The sequence below is a fragment of the Mucilaginibacter sp. AK015 genome (assembly GCF_014200785.1).
Taxonomy (GTDB): domain Bacteria; phylum Bacteroidota; class Bacteroidia; order Sphingobacteriales; family Sphingobacteriaceae; genus Mucilaginibacter.
The window spans coordinates 1771582-1788802 of record NZ_JACHCV010000001.1 but is presented as its reverse complement, the minus strand read 5'-3'; the positions used below and the strand labels follow the sequence as shown (position 1 = coordinate 1788802).

General features: G+C 44.2%; 18 protein-coding genes. 9 read left to right on the top strand and 9 right to left on the bottom strand.

What is annotated here, in order from left to right; genetic code table 11:
* Positions 1–64 precede the first annotated feature (64 nt).
* A complete protein-coding gene (locus tag HDC91_RS07950) occupies positions 65–520 on the top strand; it encodes a dCMP deaminase family protein (protein ID WP_183550231.1) in 456 nt (151 codons plus the stop codon).
* Between the two features lie 138 nt (positions 521–658).
* Here HDC91_RS07950 and cmk read toward each other — a convergent pair whose 3' ends face one another.
* Entirely contained in the window at positions 659–1333 is a 675-nt protein-coding gene (gene cmk, locus HDC91_RS07945) for a (d)CMP kinase (protein ID WP_183550228.1), read from the bottom strand.
* 148 nt (positions 1334–1481) lie between these two features.
* Here cmk and arfB point away from each other — a divergent pair, with 148 nt between their 5' ends.
* Positions 1482–1892 (top strand): alternative ribosome rescue aminoacyl-tRNA hydrolase ArfB, encoded by a 411-nt coding sequence (arfB, locus tag HDC91_RS07940; protein WP_183550225.1) that lies wholly within the window; start codon positions 1482–1484, stop codon positions 1890–1892.
* On the opposite strand, the gene HDC91_RS07935 is transcribed toward arfB, so the two are convergent.
* From HDC91_RS07935 to lon, 3 genes are all read right to left on the bottom strand, one after another.
* The gene (locus HDC91_RS07935; RefSeq protein ID WP_183550222.1) at positions 1889–2857 is read right to left on the bottom strand and encodes a lipid A deacylase LpxR family protein; all 969 of its coding nucleotides are present in this window, start codon (positions 2855–2857) and stop codon (positions 1889–1891) included. The two genes, arfB and HDC91_RS07935, sit on opposite strands and share 4 nt — an antisense overlap.
* A gap of 57 nt (positions 2858–2914) precedes the next feature.
* On the bottom strand, positions 2915–3487 hold the full coding sequence (locus HDC91_RS07930; protein WP_183550219.1) for a hypothetical protein: 573 nt from the start codon (positions 3485–3487) through the stop codon (positions 2915–2917).
* 134 nt (positions 3488–3621) lie between these two features.
* Positions 3622–6102 (bottom strand): endopeptidase La, encoded by a 2481-nt coding sequence (lon, locus tag HDC91_RS07925; RefSeq protein ID WP_370576798.1) that lies wholly within the window; start codon positions 6100–6102, stop codon positions 3622–3624.
* 623 nt (positions 6103–6725) lie between these two features.
* Here lon and HDC91_RS07920 point away from each other — a divergent pair.
* Positions 6726–7355, top strand: coding sequence for a tetratricopeptide repeat protein (locus HDC91_RS07920; protein ID WP_162431385.1), 630 nt, complete (start codon positions 6726–6728; stop codon positions 7353–7355).
* On the opposite strand, the gene HDC91_RS07915 is transcribed toward HDC91_RS07920, so the two are convergent.
* Positions 7333–7866 (bottom strand): hypothetical protein, encoded by a 534-nt coding sequence (locus HDC91_RS07915; protein WP_183550213.1) that lies wholly within the window; start codon positions 7864–7866, stop codon positions 7333–7335. The two genes, HDC91_RS07920 and HDC91_RS07915, sit on opposite strands and share 23 nt — an antisense overlap.
* 25 nt (positions 7867–7891) lie before the next feature.
* A complete protein-coding gene (gpmI, locus tag HDC91_RS07910; RefSeq protein ID WP_183550209.1) occupies positions 7892–9445 on the bottom strand; it encodes a 2,3-bisphosphoglycerate-independent phosphoglycerate mutase in 1554 nt (517 codons plus the stop codon).
* A gap of 61 nt (positions 9446–9506) precedes the next feature.
* On the opposite strand from gpmI, the gene HDC91_RS07905 reads away from it, so the two are divergent.
* The 5 genes from HDC91_RS07905 to HDC91_RS07885 all read left to right on the top strand — a co-directional run bounded on the left by HDC91_RS07905 (position 9507) and on the right by HDC91_RS07885 (position 13246).
* Positions 9507–9902, top strand: coding sequence for a DUF4783 domain-containing protein (locus HDC91_RS07905; protein ID WP_183550206.1), 396 nt, complete (start codon positions 9507–9509; stop codon positions 9900–9902).
* Between the two features lie 41 nt (positions 9903–9943).
* The gene (gene nadC, locus HDC91_RS07900) at positions 9944–10792 is read left to right on the top strand and encodes a carboxylating nicotinate-nucleotide diphosphorylase (protein ID WP_183550203.1); all 849 of its coding nucleotides are present in this window, start codon (positions 9944–9946) and stop codon (positions 10790–10792) included.
* Between the two features lie 136 nt (positions 10793–10928).
* The gene (gene plsY / locus HDC91_RS07895) at positions 10929–11576 is read left to right on the top strand and encodes a glycerol-3-phosphate 1-O-acyltransferase PlsY (protein ID WP_162431390.1); all 648 of its coding nucleotides are present in this window, start codon (positions 10929–10931) and stop codon (positions 11574–11576) included.
* 6 nt (positions 11577–11582) lie between these two features.
* Complete coding sequence (locus HDC91_RS07890) at positions 11583–12386, top strand: M48 family metallopeptidase (protein ID WP_183550200.1); 804 nt, start codon at positions 11583–11585, stop codon at positions 12384–12386.
* 254 nt (positions 12387–12640) lie between these two features.
* On the top strand, positions 12641–13246 hold the full coding sequence (locus HDC91_RS07885) for a YqjF family protein (protein ID WP_221262127.1): 606 nt from the start codon (positions 12641–12643) through the stop codon (positions 13244–13246).
* A gap of 215 nt (positions 13247–13461) precedes the next feature.
* Here HDC91_RS07885 and HDC91_RS07880 read toward each other — a convergent pair whose 3' ends face one another.
* Complete coding sequence (locus HDC91_RS07880; RefSeq protein ID WP_183550198.1) at positions 13462–14736, bottom strand: anthranilate synthase component I family protein; 1275 nt, start codon at positions 14734–14736, stop codon at positions 13462–13464.
* Positions 14737–14857: 121 nt separating this feature from the next.
* Between HDC91_RS07880 and HDC91_RS07875 the strand changes: the two genes are divergently transcribed.
* On the top strand, positions 14858–15310 hold the full coding sequence (locus tag HDC91_RS07875; protein WP_221262126.1) for a type II CAAX prenyl endopeptidase Rce1 family protein: 453 nt from the start codon (positions 14858–14860) through the stop codon (positions 15308–15310).
* Positions 15311–15378: 68 nt separating this feature from the next.
* Here the strand turns inward: HDC91_RS07875 and HDC91_RS07870 are convergent, their stop codons facing one another.
* Positions 15379–16656 (bottom strand): adenylosuccinate synthase, encoded by a 1278-nt coding sequence (locus HDC91_RS07870; RefSeq protein ID WP_183550194.1) that lies wholly within the window; start codon positions 16654–16656, stop codon positions 15379–15381.
* 46 nt (positions 16657–16702) lie between these two features.
* Positions 16703–17173, bottom strand: coding sequence for a Fur family transcriptional regulator (locus tag HDC91_RS07865; RefSeq protein ID WP_162431396.1), 471 nt, complete (start codon positions 17171–17173; stop codon positions 16703–16705).
* Between the last annotated feature and the right edge of the window lie 48 nt (positions 17174–17221).

The window sequence follows — 17221 nt, the reverse complement described above, 5'->3', positions numbered from 1 at the left end:
TAGAGATTAGTGATCAGAGATTAGTTTTCTTCACTAACCTCTAATCTCTTATCTCTAATTAACTATGGATAAACCAAGTTTCGAAAATATTTTCATGAACCTGGCAACCGACCTGGCCAAACGCTCGCACTGCGTTAAGGCACAGGTCGGTGCCGTTTTAGCTAAAGACACGCGCATTATATCCATTGGGTATAACGGCCCGCCTGCGGGCACCCACAACTGCGATGAAGAATGGCCAGGCCAGGGTTGCGCGCGCGATTCAAAAGGCAGCTGCTCACTTGCCCTGCACGCCGAAGAGAACGCTATTCTGTATGCTGTAAAAAATGGCGCTAACCTTGAAGGCGCTACATTATACACCACATTATCGCCATGCCTGCCATGCGCAAGGCTTATATTTTCTGCAGGGATAAAACAAGTTTATTTCGACAAATCGTACGCCCAGTACAAAGGCCTCGCCAGCGATGAAGGTGTTGACTTTTTAAACAGGTTTGGCGTGAAAGCCGTAAAATCGGGAGAGTAAGAGAACTAATCCCATATTTTTCGCGTCATTGCGAGCGTAGGGTGGCAATCTTCAACATGCTTGTCGTCAACTTTCTATATAAGATTGCCACGTCGCTATCGCTCCTCGCAATGAGGTAGGATAGTCTGACTTTCGACTTTATACTTTCAACTTCTCCACCTTATCCAGTGCAAACTGCAGCTGCTCATCGGGGGTAAGGTTGGTATTATCCAGTATAATAGCATCCCTGGCACGTACCAGGGGGCTTTCCTCGCGGGTGGTATCCTGGTAATCGCGGTGGGCAATGTTCTCAAATATTTCTTCTAATGTGATCCCTGGGTTTTTTGTGTGGATCTCGTCATAACGCCGTTTGGCGCGTACGGCCGGATCGGCGGTCATAAATATTTTTATAGGTGCATCCGGAAAAACAGCTGTGCCGATATCGCGGCCATCCATTACAATGTTTTTTGATTGGCCCATGCGCTGCTGCTGCTTTACCATTTCGCGGCGCACTTCTTTAAGGGCTGATACCTCGCTCACCTTTTCGGATACGGGCATCTGGCGTATCTCGTCCGAAACTTCCTCGCCGTTCAGTGTAATGTGGGTTTCGTAATCGCGCGAGTGGAAATTAAGGTGGATGTTATTTAAAGCTTCCTCTATCTGCGCATGGTTATGCGTATCAATATTATTCCTTAAAAAATACAGGGCTACGGCACGGTACATGGCGCCGCTATCTACATAAATATAATGGAGCTTTTTGGCCAATGCCTTGGCCAGGGTGCTTTTGCCGCATGATGAGTAGCCGTCAATGGCTACTATGATATTGTTGCTCATCAGGTAACGAAGTTACGGTTTTTTGCTTAATGGTGAATGGTTGATTTAGTTGAATAGTGAGTGGTCAGATTATCTTTATTAAAAGAACGATCAATAAAAAACAACCACTCACCACTTAATCCAATTAACCATTCACTATTTTTACCCCATGAACTTAAATAAGGCCGACCTGCAAAAGGAGGTTTCCTACAAAACATCGCGTAGCGGGGGCAAGGGCGGGCAAAACGTAAACAAGGTTTCTACCAAGGTGGAGTTGCTTTTTGATATCAACAGCTCGGCCTTGTTTAGTGATGAAGAAAAATTATTACTGAACAAAAAGCTGCAAACACGTTTTAACAAGGATGGCCTGGTGCAGGTGATATGTGATGAAGAGCGCAGCCAGTACCTTAATAAAGAGATAGCCATTGAACGGCTGGTGTTATTGCTAACCAACGCGCTCCACAAACCCAAAGCGCGCAAGCCATCAAAGATCAGCAAGGCGGCAAAGCTTGCCCGCCTGGGCAACAAACGGATTCAATCAGCCAAAAAAGCCGACCGTAAAAAGGATTTTGATTATTAATTAAAGCGGTAAAGCACACTTACCGAACCCCATTGGTGGCTGCTTTTAACCATTTGCTTTACTTCGCGGGTATTAATAACCGCACCGATGTCAAACACAAACCTGCTGGTGGTAAATGCCACGCCCAACTGGTTGCTAAAAACAACGTGGTTAATATCGCCAACTATCTCCTGGGTGCCTGGTTCAGGGTGGTCGTTAAATATGTTGCCTTGCACTGTAGCATCGTATAAAACACCGTTAATTTGCGGTTTGTAGTAAAAAAACAATTCGTTGTTATGCAAAAGCGGTGTGCTTGTGTTTTTGCTAACCGTGCTTTGCGTACTAACCGATTGAAATAGCTGGTTAAAATTACCCAAACGCAGCATTGGCCCAATGCCGGCAGCATTAAAACCTGTACCTACATTAACATAGCCGGCATAACTAATATCGGCCCATGAGTTGCGTGCAAGTAATTTATTAACCTCGAAATTAAGGTTTAGCTGCGGGGCGTTACGTACCTGATACTGCCAGGTATTGAGCTCGTAAAAACCAAAGGTATTGTGGATGAATTTTTGGATGGCGTAGCCGCCTGCTGCCGGGCCTACAATACCCACCCGCGCAGTTAATTTTATCGAGGTTTCGTTTTTATAGATGATATTTCCGGATATACCAAAGTATAGGTAACCTGCAACTGGCCTGTCTATTTCGCTCGCCGAGGGCAATTGGCCTGATTGCGCATTATAGATCTTTTGACCTATCTCATACCCGGCTATGTAATTCGCAATATCGTCGTGGCGCTTCATTTTGCTAAAATCAATGGCGTGGCGATAATTAAGAAAAAAACCGTTTGTGTAATATCGATCAGACCCCTGGCCCAGGAAAGAATCGTTGTCTGATTGAAAGCCAATTTCGTTGATGCGGTTTTGGGCGTATGAGCCAATGCCGGTTAAAACAGCAGCGGCTAACAAAAGAAATTTTTTCTTCATTTTAGGATTAAAGGTGCGCTAATGTAAAAAAAGCAGCGATATTATCGCTGCTTTTTTTTAAAACGCGTAGCCAAAGCTCACATACGGCCAGTAGGGTAAGAACTGCTCGGAGGTAATAACCGGGCTCACACCCGCCCTGAACGAAAAGCCTCCGTCCACAGGTTGATAACGATAACCGAAATTTAGCGTTCCGATTATTCCGCTGTGATTTTTGCTTTTGGTGTAATAAGTGCCGTCGCTAAAATAAACATCTTCGTACTGTGTGCTGAAAAAAACGTCGTTGGTGTTTACGTTATAATAGGTAATACCTGCGCCAACTTCAAAATATTTACCGCGTTTACCTGCCAGATAATTTATTGCCACAGGTAAGGTAAACAGGTGGTCGCCATTATCGGCGTAGTAGCTTATTCCGGCACGCCCTCCCCAGCCGTCCTGTTGCTTCTTGAAACGCACATCATAGTTAATCGAATATATAGCGCCGGGACCGAGCAATTCAAAAAAGAAGGTTTTGGCTTGTTTGTTAGCATAAGAAGTTTGAATGGAATCGGCCTGCGCTATTTTTTGTGCGCTGGCTGTAAAAGTGCCGGCGCACAGTAATGCGAGTAGGCTTAATCGGAAAAGTTTAAACATATAAGGGTATAAAATTGGTCCGAAGATAAATTTTTTAATTTAAACTAATTTATAAGTTAACCTTTTAAAATATATTAAACAAAATAGCCGGCAGTGTGATCTGCCGGCTATTGTTTTATGGTTTTGCGGATTGCTTAATTTACAACTACAATTGGCGTATCTTTTTCCTTAACCGTTAAGTCAAGTGCACCAGCAACCTTTTCATCAAGCAGCGCCAGGTTTATCACCTCGCGCATATCGGTAACGTAATGAAATTTAAGATCGGTAATATAATCTTCCTTAATTTCCAGGATATCCTTTTGGTTTGATTTGCAGAGGATGATCTCTTTTATGTTAGCACGCTTTGCCGCCAGTATCTTTTCTTTAATGCCGCCTACAGGCAACACACGGCCGCGCAGTGTAATTTCGCCTGTCATGGCCAGGTGTGGTTTTACTTTACGTTGCGTAAAAGCCGATACCAGCGCGGTAAGCATGGTGACACCCGCAGATGGGCCATCTTTTGGGGTAGCGCCTGCCGGTACGTGCACATGCACATCCCATTGTTCAAACAGCTTTGGATTAATGTTAAATTCAGCGGCATGCGCCCTTAAATAAGCTAATGCAATTGTCACCGATTCCTTCATTACATCGCCCAAACTGCCCGTAAGGGTTAATTTGCCGTTACCCGGACTTAAGCTGGCTTCAATAAACAAGATGTCGCCGCCAACTGATGTCCACGCAAGGCCGGTTACCACGCCTGCGGTATCGTTGCCTTCGTACAGGTCTTTATCGTAAAATGGCGGGCCAAGTATCTTTTCAACTTCCTTTTTGGTGACGAGGGTGTTGTACGGCTCTTCCATGGCTATATTTTTAGCCACACCCCGTATAACCGAACCTATCCTTTTCTCCAGGGCGCGCACCCCCGATTCGCGGGTGTAATCTTCTATCAACTTTTCAATAACATCGCTTTTTATAACCACATCCTTTGCGGTAAGGCCGTGGGCCTCGCGCTGTTTGGGTAATAAGTGCCGTTTTGCTATCTCTGTTTTTTCTTCGATGGTATAACCGTTCACCTCGATGATCTCCATACGATCCAAGAGGGCGGGCTGTATAGTGCTCAGCGAGTTTGCAGTAGCGATGAACATTACGTTCGAGAGATCGAAATCAACCTCAACATAGTTATCGTAAAAAGTACTGTTCTGTTCAGGGTCAAGCACTTCAAGCAAAGCCGATGAAGGGTCGCCACGAAAATCGGTGCTTACTTTATCTATCTCATCTAAAATAAATACGGGGTTTGCCGCGCCGGCTTTTTTAACCGACTGTATGATGCGGCCCGGCATAGCGCCTATATACGTTTTACGGTGCCCGCGTATCTCTGCTTCGTCGCGTACGCCGCCAAGCGCCATACGCACATATTTACGGCCCAACGCTTTGGCTATTGATTTCCCCAGCGATGTTTTACCAACCCCCGGGGGGCCTACCAAACAAAGAATAGGGGCTTTCATATTATGCTTCAGCTTTAATACAGCCAGGTATTCAACGATACGCTGTTTAACCTTATCAAGGCCGAAATGGTCTTTATCCAGTATTTTTTGAGCGCGTTTAAGGTCAAAGTTGTCTTTGGTAAACTCGTTCCAGGGCAGGTCTAATAAAAGCTCAAGGTAGTTTATCTGCACTGAATAATCTGCTGCGGCAGGATTGGTGCGGGTAAGTTTTTCCAGCTCTTTGGCAAAATGGGTTTTAACTTCCTTGCCCCATTTCTTTTTTAGCGCGCGCTGGCGCAGGTTCTCTATTTCCAGGTCGAGCGATGTGCCGCCAAGTTCCTCCTGTATGGTTTTCAGCTGCTGGTTAAGGAAATAATCTCGCTGCTGCTTGTCAAGGTCAACCCTTACTTTGGTTTGTATCTGGTTTTTTAGTTCCAGCATCTGTAGGTCGAGCGTAAGGTGTTCAAGCACCATATTTATCCTGTCGCGCAGGCTGGCAGTTTGTAATAAAGCCTGCTTGGCCGCCATATCGGCGTTCATATTTGACGATATGAAATTGATCAGAAAAGATGTGCTTTCGATATTACGGATAGCTATGCCGGCCTCGCTGGGGATATTCGGCGATAGCTGTATAATGTTCATGGCCATGTCTTTAACAGACGATACCATGGCTTTAAATTCTTTATCTTCTTTGGCCTTAACTTCTTTAAAAGGTTCGATAGTTGCCTTAATGTAGGGCTCGCTTTGTACCTCTTCTTTCAACACAAAACGCTTTTTGCCTTGCAGTATTACGGTAGTGTTACCATCGGGCATTTGCAGCATTTTTATGATAAGTGCAATGGTACCAACCTTGTTAAGCTGGTTAAAGGTAGGGTCTTCAATACTTACATCCTGCTGGGCAACAACACCTATCAGGCGGCTACCTTTATTGGCATCGCGTATCAGTTTGATGGATTTATCGCGACCAACAGTAATGGGTATAACAACACCCGGGAATAACACGGTGTTGCGCAGCGGAAGGATAGAAATAATATCGGGTACCTGCTCATTATTCATCTCCTCCTCATCCTCTGACGACATCAGGGGGAAAAACTCGGAATCTTCGTTAATAGAAGGCATGGTATTCTTAAAATCGAATGGATCAAAACTCATCAATCACCTGTTATGTATGGTAATAACGTCATAATGGCAGGCTCAGATACGCCGGGCATGCACATACAGGTTTATTACCGGTAGTTATATATTCAAATATACAGTTTCAAGAGCTGTGCCAATATAAATTTATGAGGGCTATGAAAGGTAGTTTTAGCTTAATTAACTGACTTATTGTGCCTTAGGATTTCAGGCGTGGTGATCAGGGGAGAGCGCTAAATTTGGTAAAGCGGAAAAAAAGTCATGCTGAGGAAAGGTTTTACACAAATAACAGCAAAGTACCGAGTTGCCAGCCCCTCGAAAAAAACAGAACATTCCCGGTAGATTTAAAATTTTTATCTGCTTATTTAGCGGCAAACAACATTTAATTATAGCCCCGGCAACACCGCAACTATAATTATAGGGTTAACATCTCGGATGGCTTTGAGAGATATTGGTTCTTCACCTTTTTAAGGTACAACCGGTTCCTCTTTAGTTATCAGCGTTATACAGTGCGCGTACGCATGTAACTATATTAGTTGATAATTATATAGCTTAACAAATTATTAGCAAATTGCGGGCATCACATAATAATTTACTGTATTGTTAGTTATTATTGTTATCGGATAAAATCCCAAGAATTAATGAGGCTGTCGGCTATAATTTCTTTTTTCATACTTACCTCGCTCGAAACTTCATCGGCCCAGAACGCCTATGTGAAGTTGGGGCAGCAGGCTTTTATGGATGGCAATTTTAAATCGGCGGTTAAGCAGTTGGAAAAGGCGTGTATGGTTGATTCGACCAATGCCAACGCCTACTGGATGCTGGGTTATTCTTATTATCACAGCCAAAGCTACCGTAAATCAATAGCTGCCTATACCAAGGTTATCTTTATAAACCCGATTGATGCCACCGCCTATTATTACCGAGCACGTGCAAAGGGATATCTGGGGAAGGATACCTTCCTGTCGCCGACAGAGCGTGAAAAGTACCTGCTGGGGGCAATTTTCGACCTTACTAAAGCATTAGCCATAGACCCGGACGATCACGGAAAATGCTACCAGACCCGCGGCATAGCATACCGCGAATACGGCGAATTTAAATTACAGCAAAACAGTCAGCATACCTACGATAAGGCCCGGGGTATTAACGCCCTTAAAGCATCAATAGCCGACCTGGAGAAAGTGCTTAACGATAACCCCGGAAGGGCCGATATATCGTCGCTGATAGAGCTTTCGAAAGAAAAGTTAGCTACAGCGCTTGGTCATCATTAAATATCCCTTTAATGCGGTAGCTGTTGGCGCCCATTATTTTTACCCGCTGCATTTTTTCGATGGAATAGTATAAGTCAGGGTTGTAAACAAGCTTTTCGGTAGTATTGTACAGTATATTGTGTGCGTTATTGATAATAGCTATAGCCGTTACTTTCCCTGCTTTTTTACTGATAACTATTTTTCGCGTTTTAAGGTCAGGGTATTTGGCTTTGTAAACCAGGCTATCTTCATTAGCTTGTACCGTGTAGCTTAGTTTCCAGGCAGGCTTGTTTATATCGCTTTCTGTAAAAAGTTCAAGTTCTTTGGGCCAGCTGCTAATACGTATTTTATGGCTTTCAGCTTCATCGTTATGGGCAACTGTTTTATAAACCTGCGGGTTTTGCCTGGTAAGGCGTGCTGCTTCGCTGTTAAAATATCCCTTTAGGTCAAAGTAACTTAGCCGGGCGCCTGTTTCTTTAATTTCGGGTTTGTTACAGGCATAGCTGCCGCTTAAAAGCAGCAGCAGGCCCATATAAATTGTATATTTTTTAACCGGATTACACCAATACATTACCTGTCATTTCTTTAGGGATAGGAACACCTAAAATTTGCAGCACAGTTGGCGCTATATCGCCCAGTTTGCCATCTTTTACCTGTTTAACATCAGCATCTATTATAATGCAGGGAACCAGGTTGGTGGTGTGCGCCGTATTTGGCGATCCATCCTCATTTATCATATAATCGGCATTACCGTGGTCGGCAATGATGATGAACGAGTACCCGTTTTTTAAGCCTGTTTCAACCACTGCTTTTGTACAGGCGTCGGCGGTTTCGGCAGCCTTCATAACCGCGCTAAAAACACCTGTATGGCCCACCATATCGGTATTGGCAAAGTTAAGGCACACAAAATCGGGCCAGCCGGCTTCCAACTCAGGGATTATGGCATCGCGGATGCCTTCGGCACTCATTTCGGGCTGCAAATCGTAAGTTGCAACCTTTGGCGATGGTACTAACAGTCGCTTCTCATCTTTAAACTCCGTTTCGCGCCCGCCCGAAAAGAAAAACGTTACATGCGGATATTTCTCTGTTTCGGCTATGCGTATTTGTTTTTTACCCGCGCTTTCTAAAACCTCGCCCAATGTTTTATCCAGGTCGTCCTTGCGAAAAACCACCTTTACGTTTTTAAAGGTTTCATCATACGATGTCATGGTGACATAATGGATGTTTAGCGGTTTCATACCGTACTCCGGAAACTCTTTTTGGGTAAGCGCCTGCGATATCTCGCGGCCCCTGTCTGTACGGAAGTTGAAGCAGATCACCACATCGCCGTCTTTAATAACCGCAACAGGTTGGCCGTTTTCATCAACCTTAACAATCGGTTTAATAAATTCATCAGTAACGCCTTCAGCATACGATGTTTCTATGGCGGCTAATACGTCGTCAGTAGGTTTGCCCTCGCCTTTAACCATCAGGTCGTAAGCCAGCTTTACCCGCTCCCAGCGGTTATCGCGGTCCATGGCGTAATACCTGCCAATTGCCGAAGCCAATCTTACCGGCGAGTCGGCAATGTGCTGTTCCAGGTCGGTAATGAATTTTAAGCCTGAGTTTGGGTCGGTATCGCGGCCATCTAAAAAGGCGTGTACAAATACTTTTTCCAGGCCTAACGCATTGGTGGCATCAGTTAAACCTTTTAAGTGGTTAATGTGTGCATGCACTCCGCCATCACTCACTAAACCTATCAGGTGCAGGTCTTTATCGTTATCCTTAGCATACTTAAATGCTTCCAGTATAGTTTCGTTCTGTACAAACTCATTGTCTGTAACCGCTTTGTTTATACGGCCCAGTTCCTGGTAAACCACCCGGCCGGCGCCTAAATTCATGTGCCCCACTTCCGAGTTGCCCATTTGTCCTTCAGGCAATCCTACGGCAAGGCCCGATGCCTCCAGCCTTGAATTTGGATATTGAGCAATCATCGAGTCGAAAAACGGCGTGTTTGCTGCCGCAATAGCGTTCGATTTGTCGTTACGGCCGTATCCCCAGCCGTCGAGTATAATTAATACAACTTTTTTTTCGTTTTCCACAATGCAAATATAAAAGCAACGTTTAAACATTATAATTTAAATACCTGTTTATTTTTGTGCAACAATTCTTTAGTTTAATGGTCATATCATTATGAAACTAAGATATCTGCCGATGCTCTCCCTTTTTTACCTGTTGCCGCTGGTAGCTACCGGGGGCACTATTGAAAAAATCGCCGATTTTTTTAAACAAGGTAACGCCCACGAAATAGCGAAGTTTTTTGCAGTAAATGTGGATATCAGCATTTTAGACGAAAGCAATGTATATGCGAAGTCGCAATCAGAAATGATATTGGATAAATTTTTCAGAGAGAATAAACCGCATTCGGTAAAAATACTGCATCGTGTAAGCTCGAACCCTAATTACAACTTTGGCGTGCTTATATTAACTACAGATAAGGGCAAGTTCAGGGTATCGTACACGCTTAAAGATATCAACAAGGATATGGAAATTATTGAGTTGAGAATTGAGACCGAAAAACCTAATTAATTGTCAAATGTTCTTACTTTTGAAGCTCAAAAATCAAAGGTTTGGACAAAGAAATTATACACCAGTTTATTGTTAATGCTTTAATTGAGGACGTAGGCGATGGCGACCATACTTCGCTCTCGACCATAGAAGGAGGCACACAAGGCAAAGCAAAATTATTAGTTAAAGATACCGGCATACTTGCAGGGGTAGAACTTGCCCGGGAGATATTTCGCGAGGTTGACCCTAACCTTAGGCTGAATGTTTTTTTAAACGACGGCGCAGAAGTAAAACCCAAAGATATTGCCTTTGAGGTAGAGGGCGATGCCCGGAGCATACTAAAAGCCGAGCGACTGGTGCTTAACTGCATGCAGCGTATGAGCGGCATTGCCACCAATACCAACCATATCGTACGCCTGTTACAGGGTACAAATACCAAAGTATTAGATACGCGTAAAACAACCCCGGGACTTCGCTACCTGGAAAAGTGGGCGGTACGCATAGGCGGCGGCGTTAACCACCGTTTTGGGTTGTACGATATGATCCTGATCAAAGACAACCACGTGGATTATTCGGGCGGGATACGCCAGGCCATTGAAAATGCCAATAAATATCTTACCGATACCGGGAAAAAACTTGCCATAGAGATTGAGGTGCGCAACCTTGAGGAATTAGAGCAGGTATTGCAAACCGGTAATGTAAACCGTATTTTAATAGATAATTTTAATTTTGATGACCTGAGGCAGGCAGTAAATATGATACAGGGCCGGTATATCACCGAAGCATCAGGCGGTATAACCATCGATAACATACGCGATTATGCCGATTGCGGCGTAGATTACATATCGGTTGGCGCGCTTACACACTCTGTTAAAAGTTTAGACCTTAGCCTGAAAGCTGTAAAAGCGTAGTCGAGGCTTGCCTTTTAACCGGATTGATAAGTGCTTTTTTAAAGCGCTTTGCGTTGCCGGGAATTTAGGGGAGCCGTGTAAAATTATAATGATATATTGCGTAGTATTAACATCAATTTAATAATATTGCAGGCAGATGCTATCAGTCTACTCGATTTCAGCGCTTATTCTGGCTTACCTATTCGGATCAATTCCTACTGCAGTATGGATAGGGCAGGCGTTTTACAATGTTGACGTACGCGAGTACGGCAGTGGCAACGCAGGCGCAACCAACACGTTTAGGGTGCTTGGTAAAAAGGCCGGCATCCCGGTTATGCTGCTTGATATTTTAAAAGGTTGGACCGCCACCAACCTGGCTTATGTTATCGGGGTAACCACCACCGGGGCGTTCCATTCTATAGCGTTTACCAATTACGAATTAGCTTTGGGTATAGCCGCGGTTATGGGCCATTTGTTCCCGGTTTTTGCGGGTTTTAGGGGCGGCAAAGGCATTGCTACCCTTTTTGGAATGATATTAGCTATTAATTTACCGGCTGCTTTGCTTTGCGTGCTGGTTTTTATTGTTACGTTGCTTATAACCAGGTATGTATCGTTATCGTCTATATTAGCCGGTTTTATGTATCCAATCGGTGTAACTTTTATTTTCCCGGTGTATATTAAATCGGTCATAATATATGGAATGTGTATATGTATATTGATCTTGGTTACGCATCAAAAAAATATAGAACGGTTACTAAAAGGCAAAGAGTCGAAAGTTAATTTATTTAAAAAGAAAACTGCCTGACTTACCATGAAAAAACTCAAACCAATTTTGGCGATGGCAATTATTGCCGTTGCTGTTTATGCCTGTTCCACCGTGCCGTTAACAGGCCGTTCGCAACTCAGTTTAGTAAGCGATGATCAGATTAATCCGGCGGCTGCGCAAAGCTACCGACAGTTATTATCAGACCCCAGCACAAAAGTAATCAATACCGGTACTGATGCCCAGCGTGTAAAGCGCATTGGCAACCAGCTTGCCGCGGCAATTGACAATTATTTAAAGGCCAACGGTTACGGCGACCAGTACAATTATCAATGGGAGTTTAACCTGATACAAAGTAAAGAGGTAAACGCCTGGTGCATGCCTGGCGGTAAAGTTGCTGTGTATAGCGGTATATTACCTTTAACACAAACCGATGCGGGTTTGGCCACTGTTATGGGCCACGAAATTGGACACGCCATTGCTCACCACTCGGCCGAAGCGCTTTCGCAGCAGATGGCAGTGCAGGCGGGCGGGGCCGCTGTTAATGCCGCTACTGGCAATAAATCGCAAACCACGCAAGCTATTATAGGTACGCTTTATGGGGTTGGGGGCCAGCTGGCTACCTTGAAATACTCCAGAGACAAAGAAAATGAGGCCGATAGATTAGGCTTAACCTTTATGGCTATGGCCGGTTACGACCCGCGCCAGGCGGTTAGTTTTTGGCAGCGCATGGCCGCCCAGAACCAAGGCGCGCCGCCAGAGTTTTTAAGCACACACCCCAGCGATGCTACCCGTATTGCCAATATTCAAAGGCTGATACCCGAAGCATTAAAGTATTACAAGGGAAGATAAGAAATTACAGTATAAACATTCAAGAGGTCGCAGAGATTTATACTTTGCGGCCTTTTGTGTTTTAGCTAAGTAAATTGCGAAAGCCAAATTTACTCACCCGTCTTGCTTCGCCCGACCACCTTCTCTGCTGCACAAGAGGGTAAAATAGAATCTCTCTCACTCTCTTTGCAGCAAAGAGGGTCGCGCACGCCGTGCAGAGGGTGAGTATAAAGGCAATAGATTAAACAAACCTTGTCTTTCACCGTTTTAACATCATGCCCACCTCCAAATCCCGTTTTCTTACCGCCCAGTGGCGCAACCTAGTAATGCTTAATTACGAGGTTGACCCCGAGATATTGAAACCTTATTTGCCTGCCGCCACAGAGATAGACCTGTGGGAGGGGAAAGCGCTGGTAAGCATGGTAGGCTTTATGTTTAAAGATACCCGTGTGCTCGGTATTAAGTGGCCGTTCCATGTAAATTTCGAGGAGGTGAACCTGCGCTTTTACGTACGCCATTTTGATGGGAAGCAATGGAAACGCGGCGCAGTATTTATCAGCGAAATAGTGCCAAAAAGCATGATCGTGCTTATTGCAAACAACCTGTATAAAGAGCATTACCGGGCGCTACCTATGCGGCATGCTATCACTAAAGATGGGGCCAATCATACCCAATTCTTATACGAATGGAAACTTAAGGATAAATGGAATAAACTTGGCGCTACGGTACGCAACAGCCTTACTCAAATAAAGGCAGACAGTGCCGAGGAATTTATTTTTGAACATTACTGGGGTTATAACCGCCTTACCGACCGCAAAACCATGCAGTACCAGGTAGAGCACATTGCCTGGCAAATTGCCGAAGTAAAGGATTGTTTTTGAGGCGGATATCAAGGAGTTATATGGCGAGGCTTTTTTACCGTATTTGAGCGTAAAGCCATTTTCGGCCTTTTGGGCAAATGGTTCCGAAATAGCTGTCAGGATAGCGGATAAGTTATTGTTGGATCCGGTGTTGCCGGGATAAGTAAAATTTTGTCGGTTTAAGCTTGCCGAAGACCTAAACGCTTTGCGAATGGTTCTGCAAGCCGCCATTACTATCAACTTTTACCCCGTATGCCCAGTACTTCTAAAATAGCTTTGGCTTTTAACAAACATTCCTCGTATTCCTGCTCCGCATTGGCGTGATAAGTAATGGCGCTGCCTACATGAAGGGATAGATACTTTTTCGTGGAATTATAAAGCAGCGTGCGTATCACTACGTTAAAATCAAAATCACCATCCGGACTGAAATATCCTACCGCTCCGGAATATACCCCGCGTTTACTGCGTTCGTATTGTTCCATCAACCGCATGGCGCTTATTTTTGGCGCGCCGGTCATGCTGCCCATAGGGAAGGTGTTTTTGATTGCATCCACAGACGTTACTTCATCCCTTAATTCGCAAACCACGGTTGATACCATCTGGTGCACCTGCTTAAAGCTTTGAATATTGTAAAGGTTTTCGGTTTTAACGGTGCCGGGTTTAGCCGAATGGGTCAGATCATTCCGTACAAGGTCTACTACCATTACATTTTCCTGCAGTTCTTTGGGGTGATTGCGCAATTCATCGATGATGGTTTTATCTGTAACCTCGTCATCATCACGTCTGGCGGTACCCTTTATTGGTTGGGAGATCAGTTTGCTGCCCCGCTTTGCCAAAAACCGCTCGGGCGAAGCGCACATGATATAGTTACCCTTCCATTTAAAAAAGGCAGAGAAGGGGGTAGGCGATAGGTCATTTAAATTATTAAAGATATACAAGGGCTCTATCGCTGTATTATCCGCGTAAAATTCCTGGCAAAAATTGGTTACATAAATGTCACCGCGGATAATATGCTGCTTTATCTGCTCAACCGTTCCTACATATTCCGCCCTGCTGAAACGGGGCTGCAGATTGATAGTCGGCTGCTGATTACCATGTACGAGTCCGAATCCCGTACATGCCTCAAATATTTGATTTTCGTTTTCGCCAATTATCTCAACGGTATTTTCCTTGATGCTGATGAGGACTTCCGGCGCGAAAAAGTACATATCCGGAAATTCAAGCTGGTCGGGGTTGTCTGACTGAAGGCTTTCTATTTCGTTCTTCAGGTCGTAACCAAAAAAGCCTGTTAACCAGCCGGGGTTGTTATTCTTAAATTCCGAAAGTCGCTCAAAAGCGTTACCGGAATTTGCTATAAGTTCAGCTCTGGCACCAACGGCTATCAGCGTATCGAATTTACCATAGGGGTCGTTAAAGCTGTTACTATCAAGATAACACAGGGTGTCAAAGTTTGAGGCCCAGGCAAGCGCTTTTTGTTTAAATTCGGTTACGTTTTTTACACTGGTAGTCACGCTGCAAAAATAGCTAACTAATATGGTTGATAGCACAGGTTTTACTATATTGTGTTAAAAAGAGTGACCCAAAGAGAGCAAACGCTAATACATGCATTTACATCTATATCGTCTTAAACATATGCTGCTCGTTGGCAGAGTGGGCTTTTACAAGGTATTTTTAGCTTGCCTGCTGATGTCTATATTAAACAGCCTTCTTTTTGCAGCTATTGCTGCCTATGGCTTTAATGATATTAAATTAATAAACAACCCAATTGAGACTGAAGGTCTTGTATCGCAAATTATTTTGGCTTGCGTTGTAGCCCCGCTTTTGGAAACCTTATTACTTGTAAAATTACCTAACATACTGTTGCAAAAGGCAGGGATAAAAAATTCGCTACTGTTGATAATTATCCCCGCAGCGCTATTCGGGTTATTGCACCACTATAGTTTGCTTTATATTGTAGTGATGTTTGGCAACGGGCTGGTGATGAACTTTTTTTATATCTATTGTCTTAAAACCGGGTATCGTGCATTCTACCGGGTTGCGCTGCTTCATTGCCTGTACAATTTGTTCGCGGTACTTATGCCATAAGCAAGCCAGGTCTATAACAAAAAAGGCCAATCAGGTATCTGATCAGCCTTTCAAATGATTAAACGGTATTATTGCAATACCAAAGTCTGTTTCCTGTCCGGCCCTACGGATAGCCATTTTACAGGTACCTCCAGTTCGGCTTCTAAAAATTCGATGTATGATTGGAGTTTTTCAGGGATCTCGTTTAGTTCGGTAATGCCGGTAAGGTCTTCGTTCCAGCCGTCAATTTCTTTCAGCACCGGGTGTGCGTCAACTGAACAAATATCGTAAGGCATATAGTCAATTTGCTCGCCCAGGTAGTTATAGTGGGTGCAGGCATATATCTTATCAAATCCGCTTAGCACATCTGCCTTGGTCATTACCAATTGTGTTACACCGTTAAGCATAATGGCGTATTTAAGCGCCGGCAGGTCTATCCAGCCCGTACGGCGTGGCCTGCCTGTAGTAGCGCCAAACTCGTGGCCTATACGGCGCAGTTCTTCGCCCATTTCGTCGTTAAGTTCGGTAGGGAAGGGGCCGCCGCCTACACGGGTACAATAAGCCTTAAAAATTCCAATCACATCGCCAATTTTGCTCGGGGCAATACCTAAACCGGTACAAGCGCCGGCCGCGGTAGTGTTTGACGAGGTAACAAACGGGTACGAGCCGAAATCGATATCAAGCATAGCGCCTTGTGCGCCTTCGGCCAGCACTTTTTTGCCTTGTTTAATATAGTTGTTTACCAGGTGTTCGCTATCAACCAGCGGGAATTGCTTGATCAGTTCAACCGCCTCAAAAAATGCCGCTTCGCGCTCGCTAAAATCAGCCACTTCGCCATACATGGCTTGCAGCATCGAGGTGTGTTTATCAACCAGTTTCTGGTAGCGCTCTTTAAAATCGGGCAGGGTAATATCACCAATGCGTAAACCATTGCGGCCGGTTTTATCCATATAAGTTGGGCCTATACCTTTTAAGGTCGATCCAATTTTGCCATCGCCCATTTTCTTTTCAGAGGCCGCATCAAGCAACTGGTGCGTTGGTAATATAAGGTGAGCCTTTTTTGCTATCTGCAGGTTTTTTTTCGCCAGCAGATCGTGTCCTGCGTCTTTCAGTTTATCAAGCTCTTTTTTTAAGGTGATGGGGTCAATAACAACACCGTTACCTATCAGGTTCATGGTGTTATCAAAAAAAATACCCGAAGGGATGGTGTTTAAAACAAACTTTTTGCCTTCAAACTCCAGGGTGTGGCCGGCATTTGGTCCGCCCTGAAAACGTGCTATCAGGTCGTAGCCCGCGCTTAGTACATCAACAATTTTGCCTTTACCTTCGTCGCCCCACTGGAGGCCTAATAATACGTCAACAGCCATTAAATGATACTTTTCTTGAAATAAGTTTTAAATGAGATTTGTGTAATTACGATACCTTTCTGTCGCAAAAACCATTGCGAAGCTTTATGCAGTTACCGTATAAATTTAGTGAGTGGTGTTTAATATCGAACTTTAAGATATCGCCCATCATGCTCTGGATCTGCTGGATACGCGGATCGCAAAACTCAACTACCTTGCCGCAATCGATACAGATAATATGGTCGTGCTGTTTGTAGCCGTACGATTTTTCGAACTGGGCCATGTTTTTGCCAAACTGGTGCTTGGTTACCAGGTCGCAAGATACCAGCAATTCAAGGGTGTTATAAACGGTAGCACGGCTAACACGGTATTTTTTATTTTTCATGTGGATATATAACGATTCCACATCGAAATGATCGCTCCTCGAGTAAATTTCTTCGAGTATGGCAAAGCGCTCGGGGGTTTTCCTCAGGCTTTTATTTTCAAGGTAGGCCTCAAAAATCTTTTTTACCAACGCAATGGTTTCCTGTACAGGCATAATGTTAAATTAACAAAGCAAAGGTATAATAAAATATAATATAGAGTC

What these genes read in the sequence shown, in the direction of transcription:
- HDC91_RS07950 (WP_183550231.1), top strand. Translation starts at nt 65, where the DNA reads ATGGATAAACCAAGTTTCGAAAATATTTTCATGAACCTGGCAACCGAC.
- cmk (WP_183550228.1), bottom strand. Translation starts at nt 1,333, where the DNA reads ATGAGCAACAATATCATAGTAGCCATTGACGGCTACTCATCATGCGGC.
- arfB (WP_183550225.1), top strand. Translation starts at nt 1,482, where the DNA reads ATGAACTTAAATAAGGCCGACCTGCAAAAGGAGGTTTCCTACAAAACA.
- HDC91_RS07935 (WP_183550222.1), bottom strand. Translation starts at nt 2,857, where the DNA reads ATGAAGAAAAAATTTCTTTTGTTAGCCGCTGCTGTTTTAACCGGCATT.
- HDC91_RS07930 (WP_183550219.1), bottom strand. Translation starts at nt 3,487, where the DNA reads ATGTTTAAACTTTTCCGATTAAGCCTACTCGCATTACTGTGCGCCGGC.
- lon (WP_370576798.1), bottom strand. Translation starts at nt 6,102, where the DNA reads ATGAGTTTTGATCCATTCGATTTTAAGAATACCATGCCTTCTATTAAC.
- HDC91_RS07920 (WP_162431385.1), top strand. Translation starts at nt 6,726, where the DNA reads ATGAGGCTGTCGGCTATAATTTCTTTTTTCATACTTACCTCGCTCGAA.
- HDC91_RS07915 (WP_183550213.1), bottom strand. Translation starts at nt 7,866, where the DNA reads ATGGGCCTGCTGCTGCTTTTAAGCGGCAGCTATGCCTGTAACAAACCC.
- gpmI (WP_183550209.1), bottom strand. Translation starts at nt 9,445, where the DNA reads ATGTTTAAACGTTGCTTTTATATTTGCATTGTGGAAAACGAAAAAAAA.
- HDC91_RS07905 (WP_183550206.1), top strand. Translation starts at nt 9,507, where the DNA reads ATGAAACTAAGATATCTGCCGATGCTCTCCCTTTTTTACCTGTTGCCG.
- plsY (WP_162431390.1), top strand. Translation starts at nt 10,929, where the DNA reads ATGCTATCAGTCTACTCGATTTCAGCGCTTATTCTGGCTTACCTATTC.
- HDC91_RS07890 (WP_183550200.1), top strand. Translation starts at nt 11,583, where the DNA reads ATGAAAAAACTCAAACCAATTTTGGCGATGGCAATTATTGCCGTTGCT.
- HDC91_RS07885 (WP_221262127.1), top strand. Translation starts at nt 12,641, where the DNA reads ATGCCCACCTCCAAATCCCGTTTTCTTACCGCCCAGTGGCGCAACCTA.
- HDC91_RS07875 (WP_221262126.1), top strand. Translation starts at nt 14,858, where the DNA reads ATGCTGCTCGTTGGCAGAGTGGGCTTTTACAAGGTATTTTTAGCTTGC.
- HDC91_RS07870 (WP_183550194.1), bottom strand. Translation starts at nt 16,656, where the DNA reads ATGGCTGTTGACGTATTATTAGGCCTCCAGTGGGGCGACGAAGGTAAA.
- HDC91_RS07865 (WP_162431396.1), bottom strand. Translation starts at nt 17,173, where the DNA reads ATGCCTGTACAGGAAACCATTGCGTTGGTAAAAAAGATTTTTGAGGCC.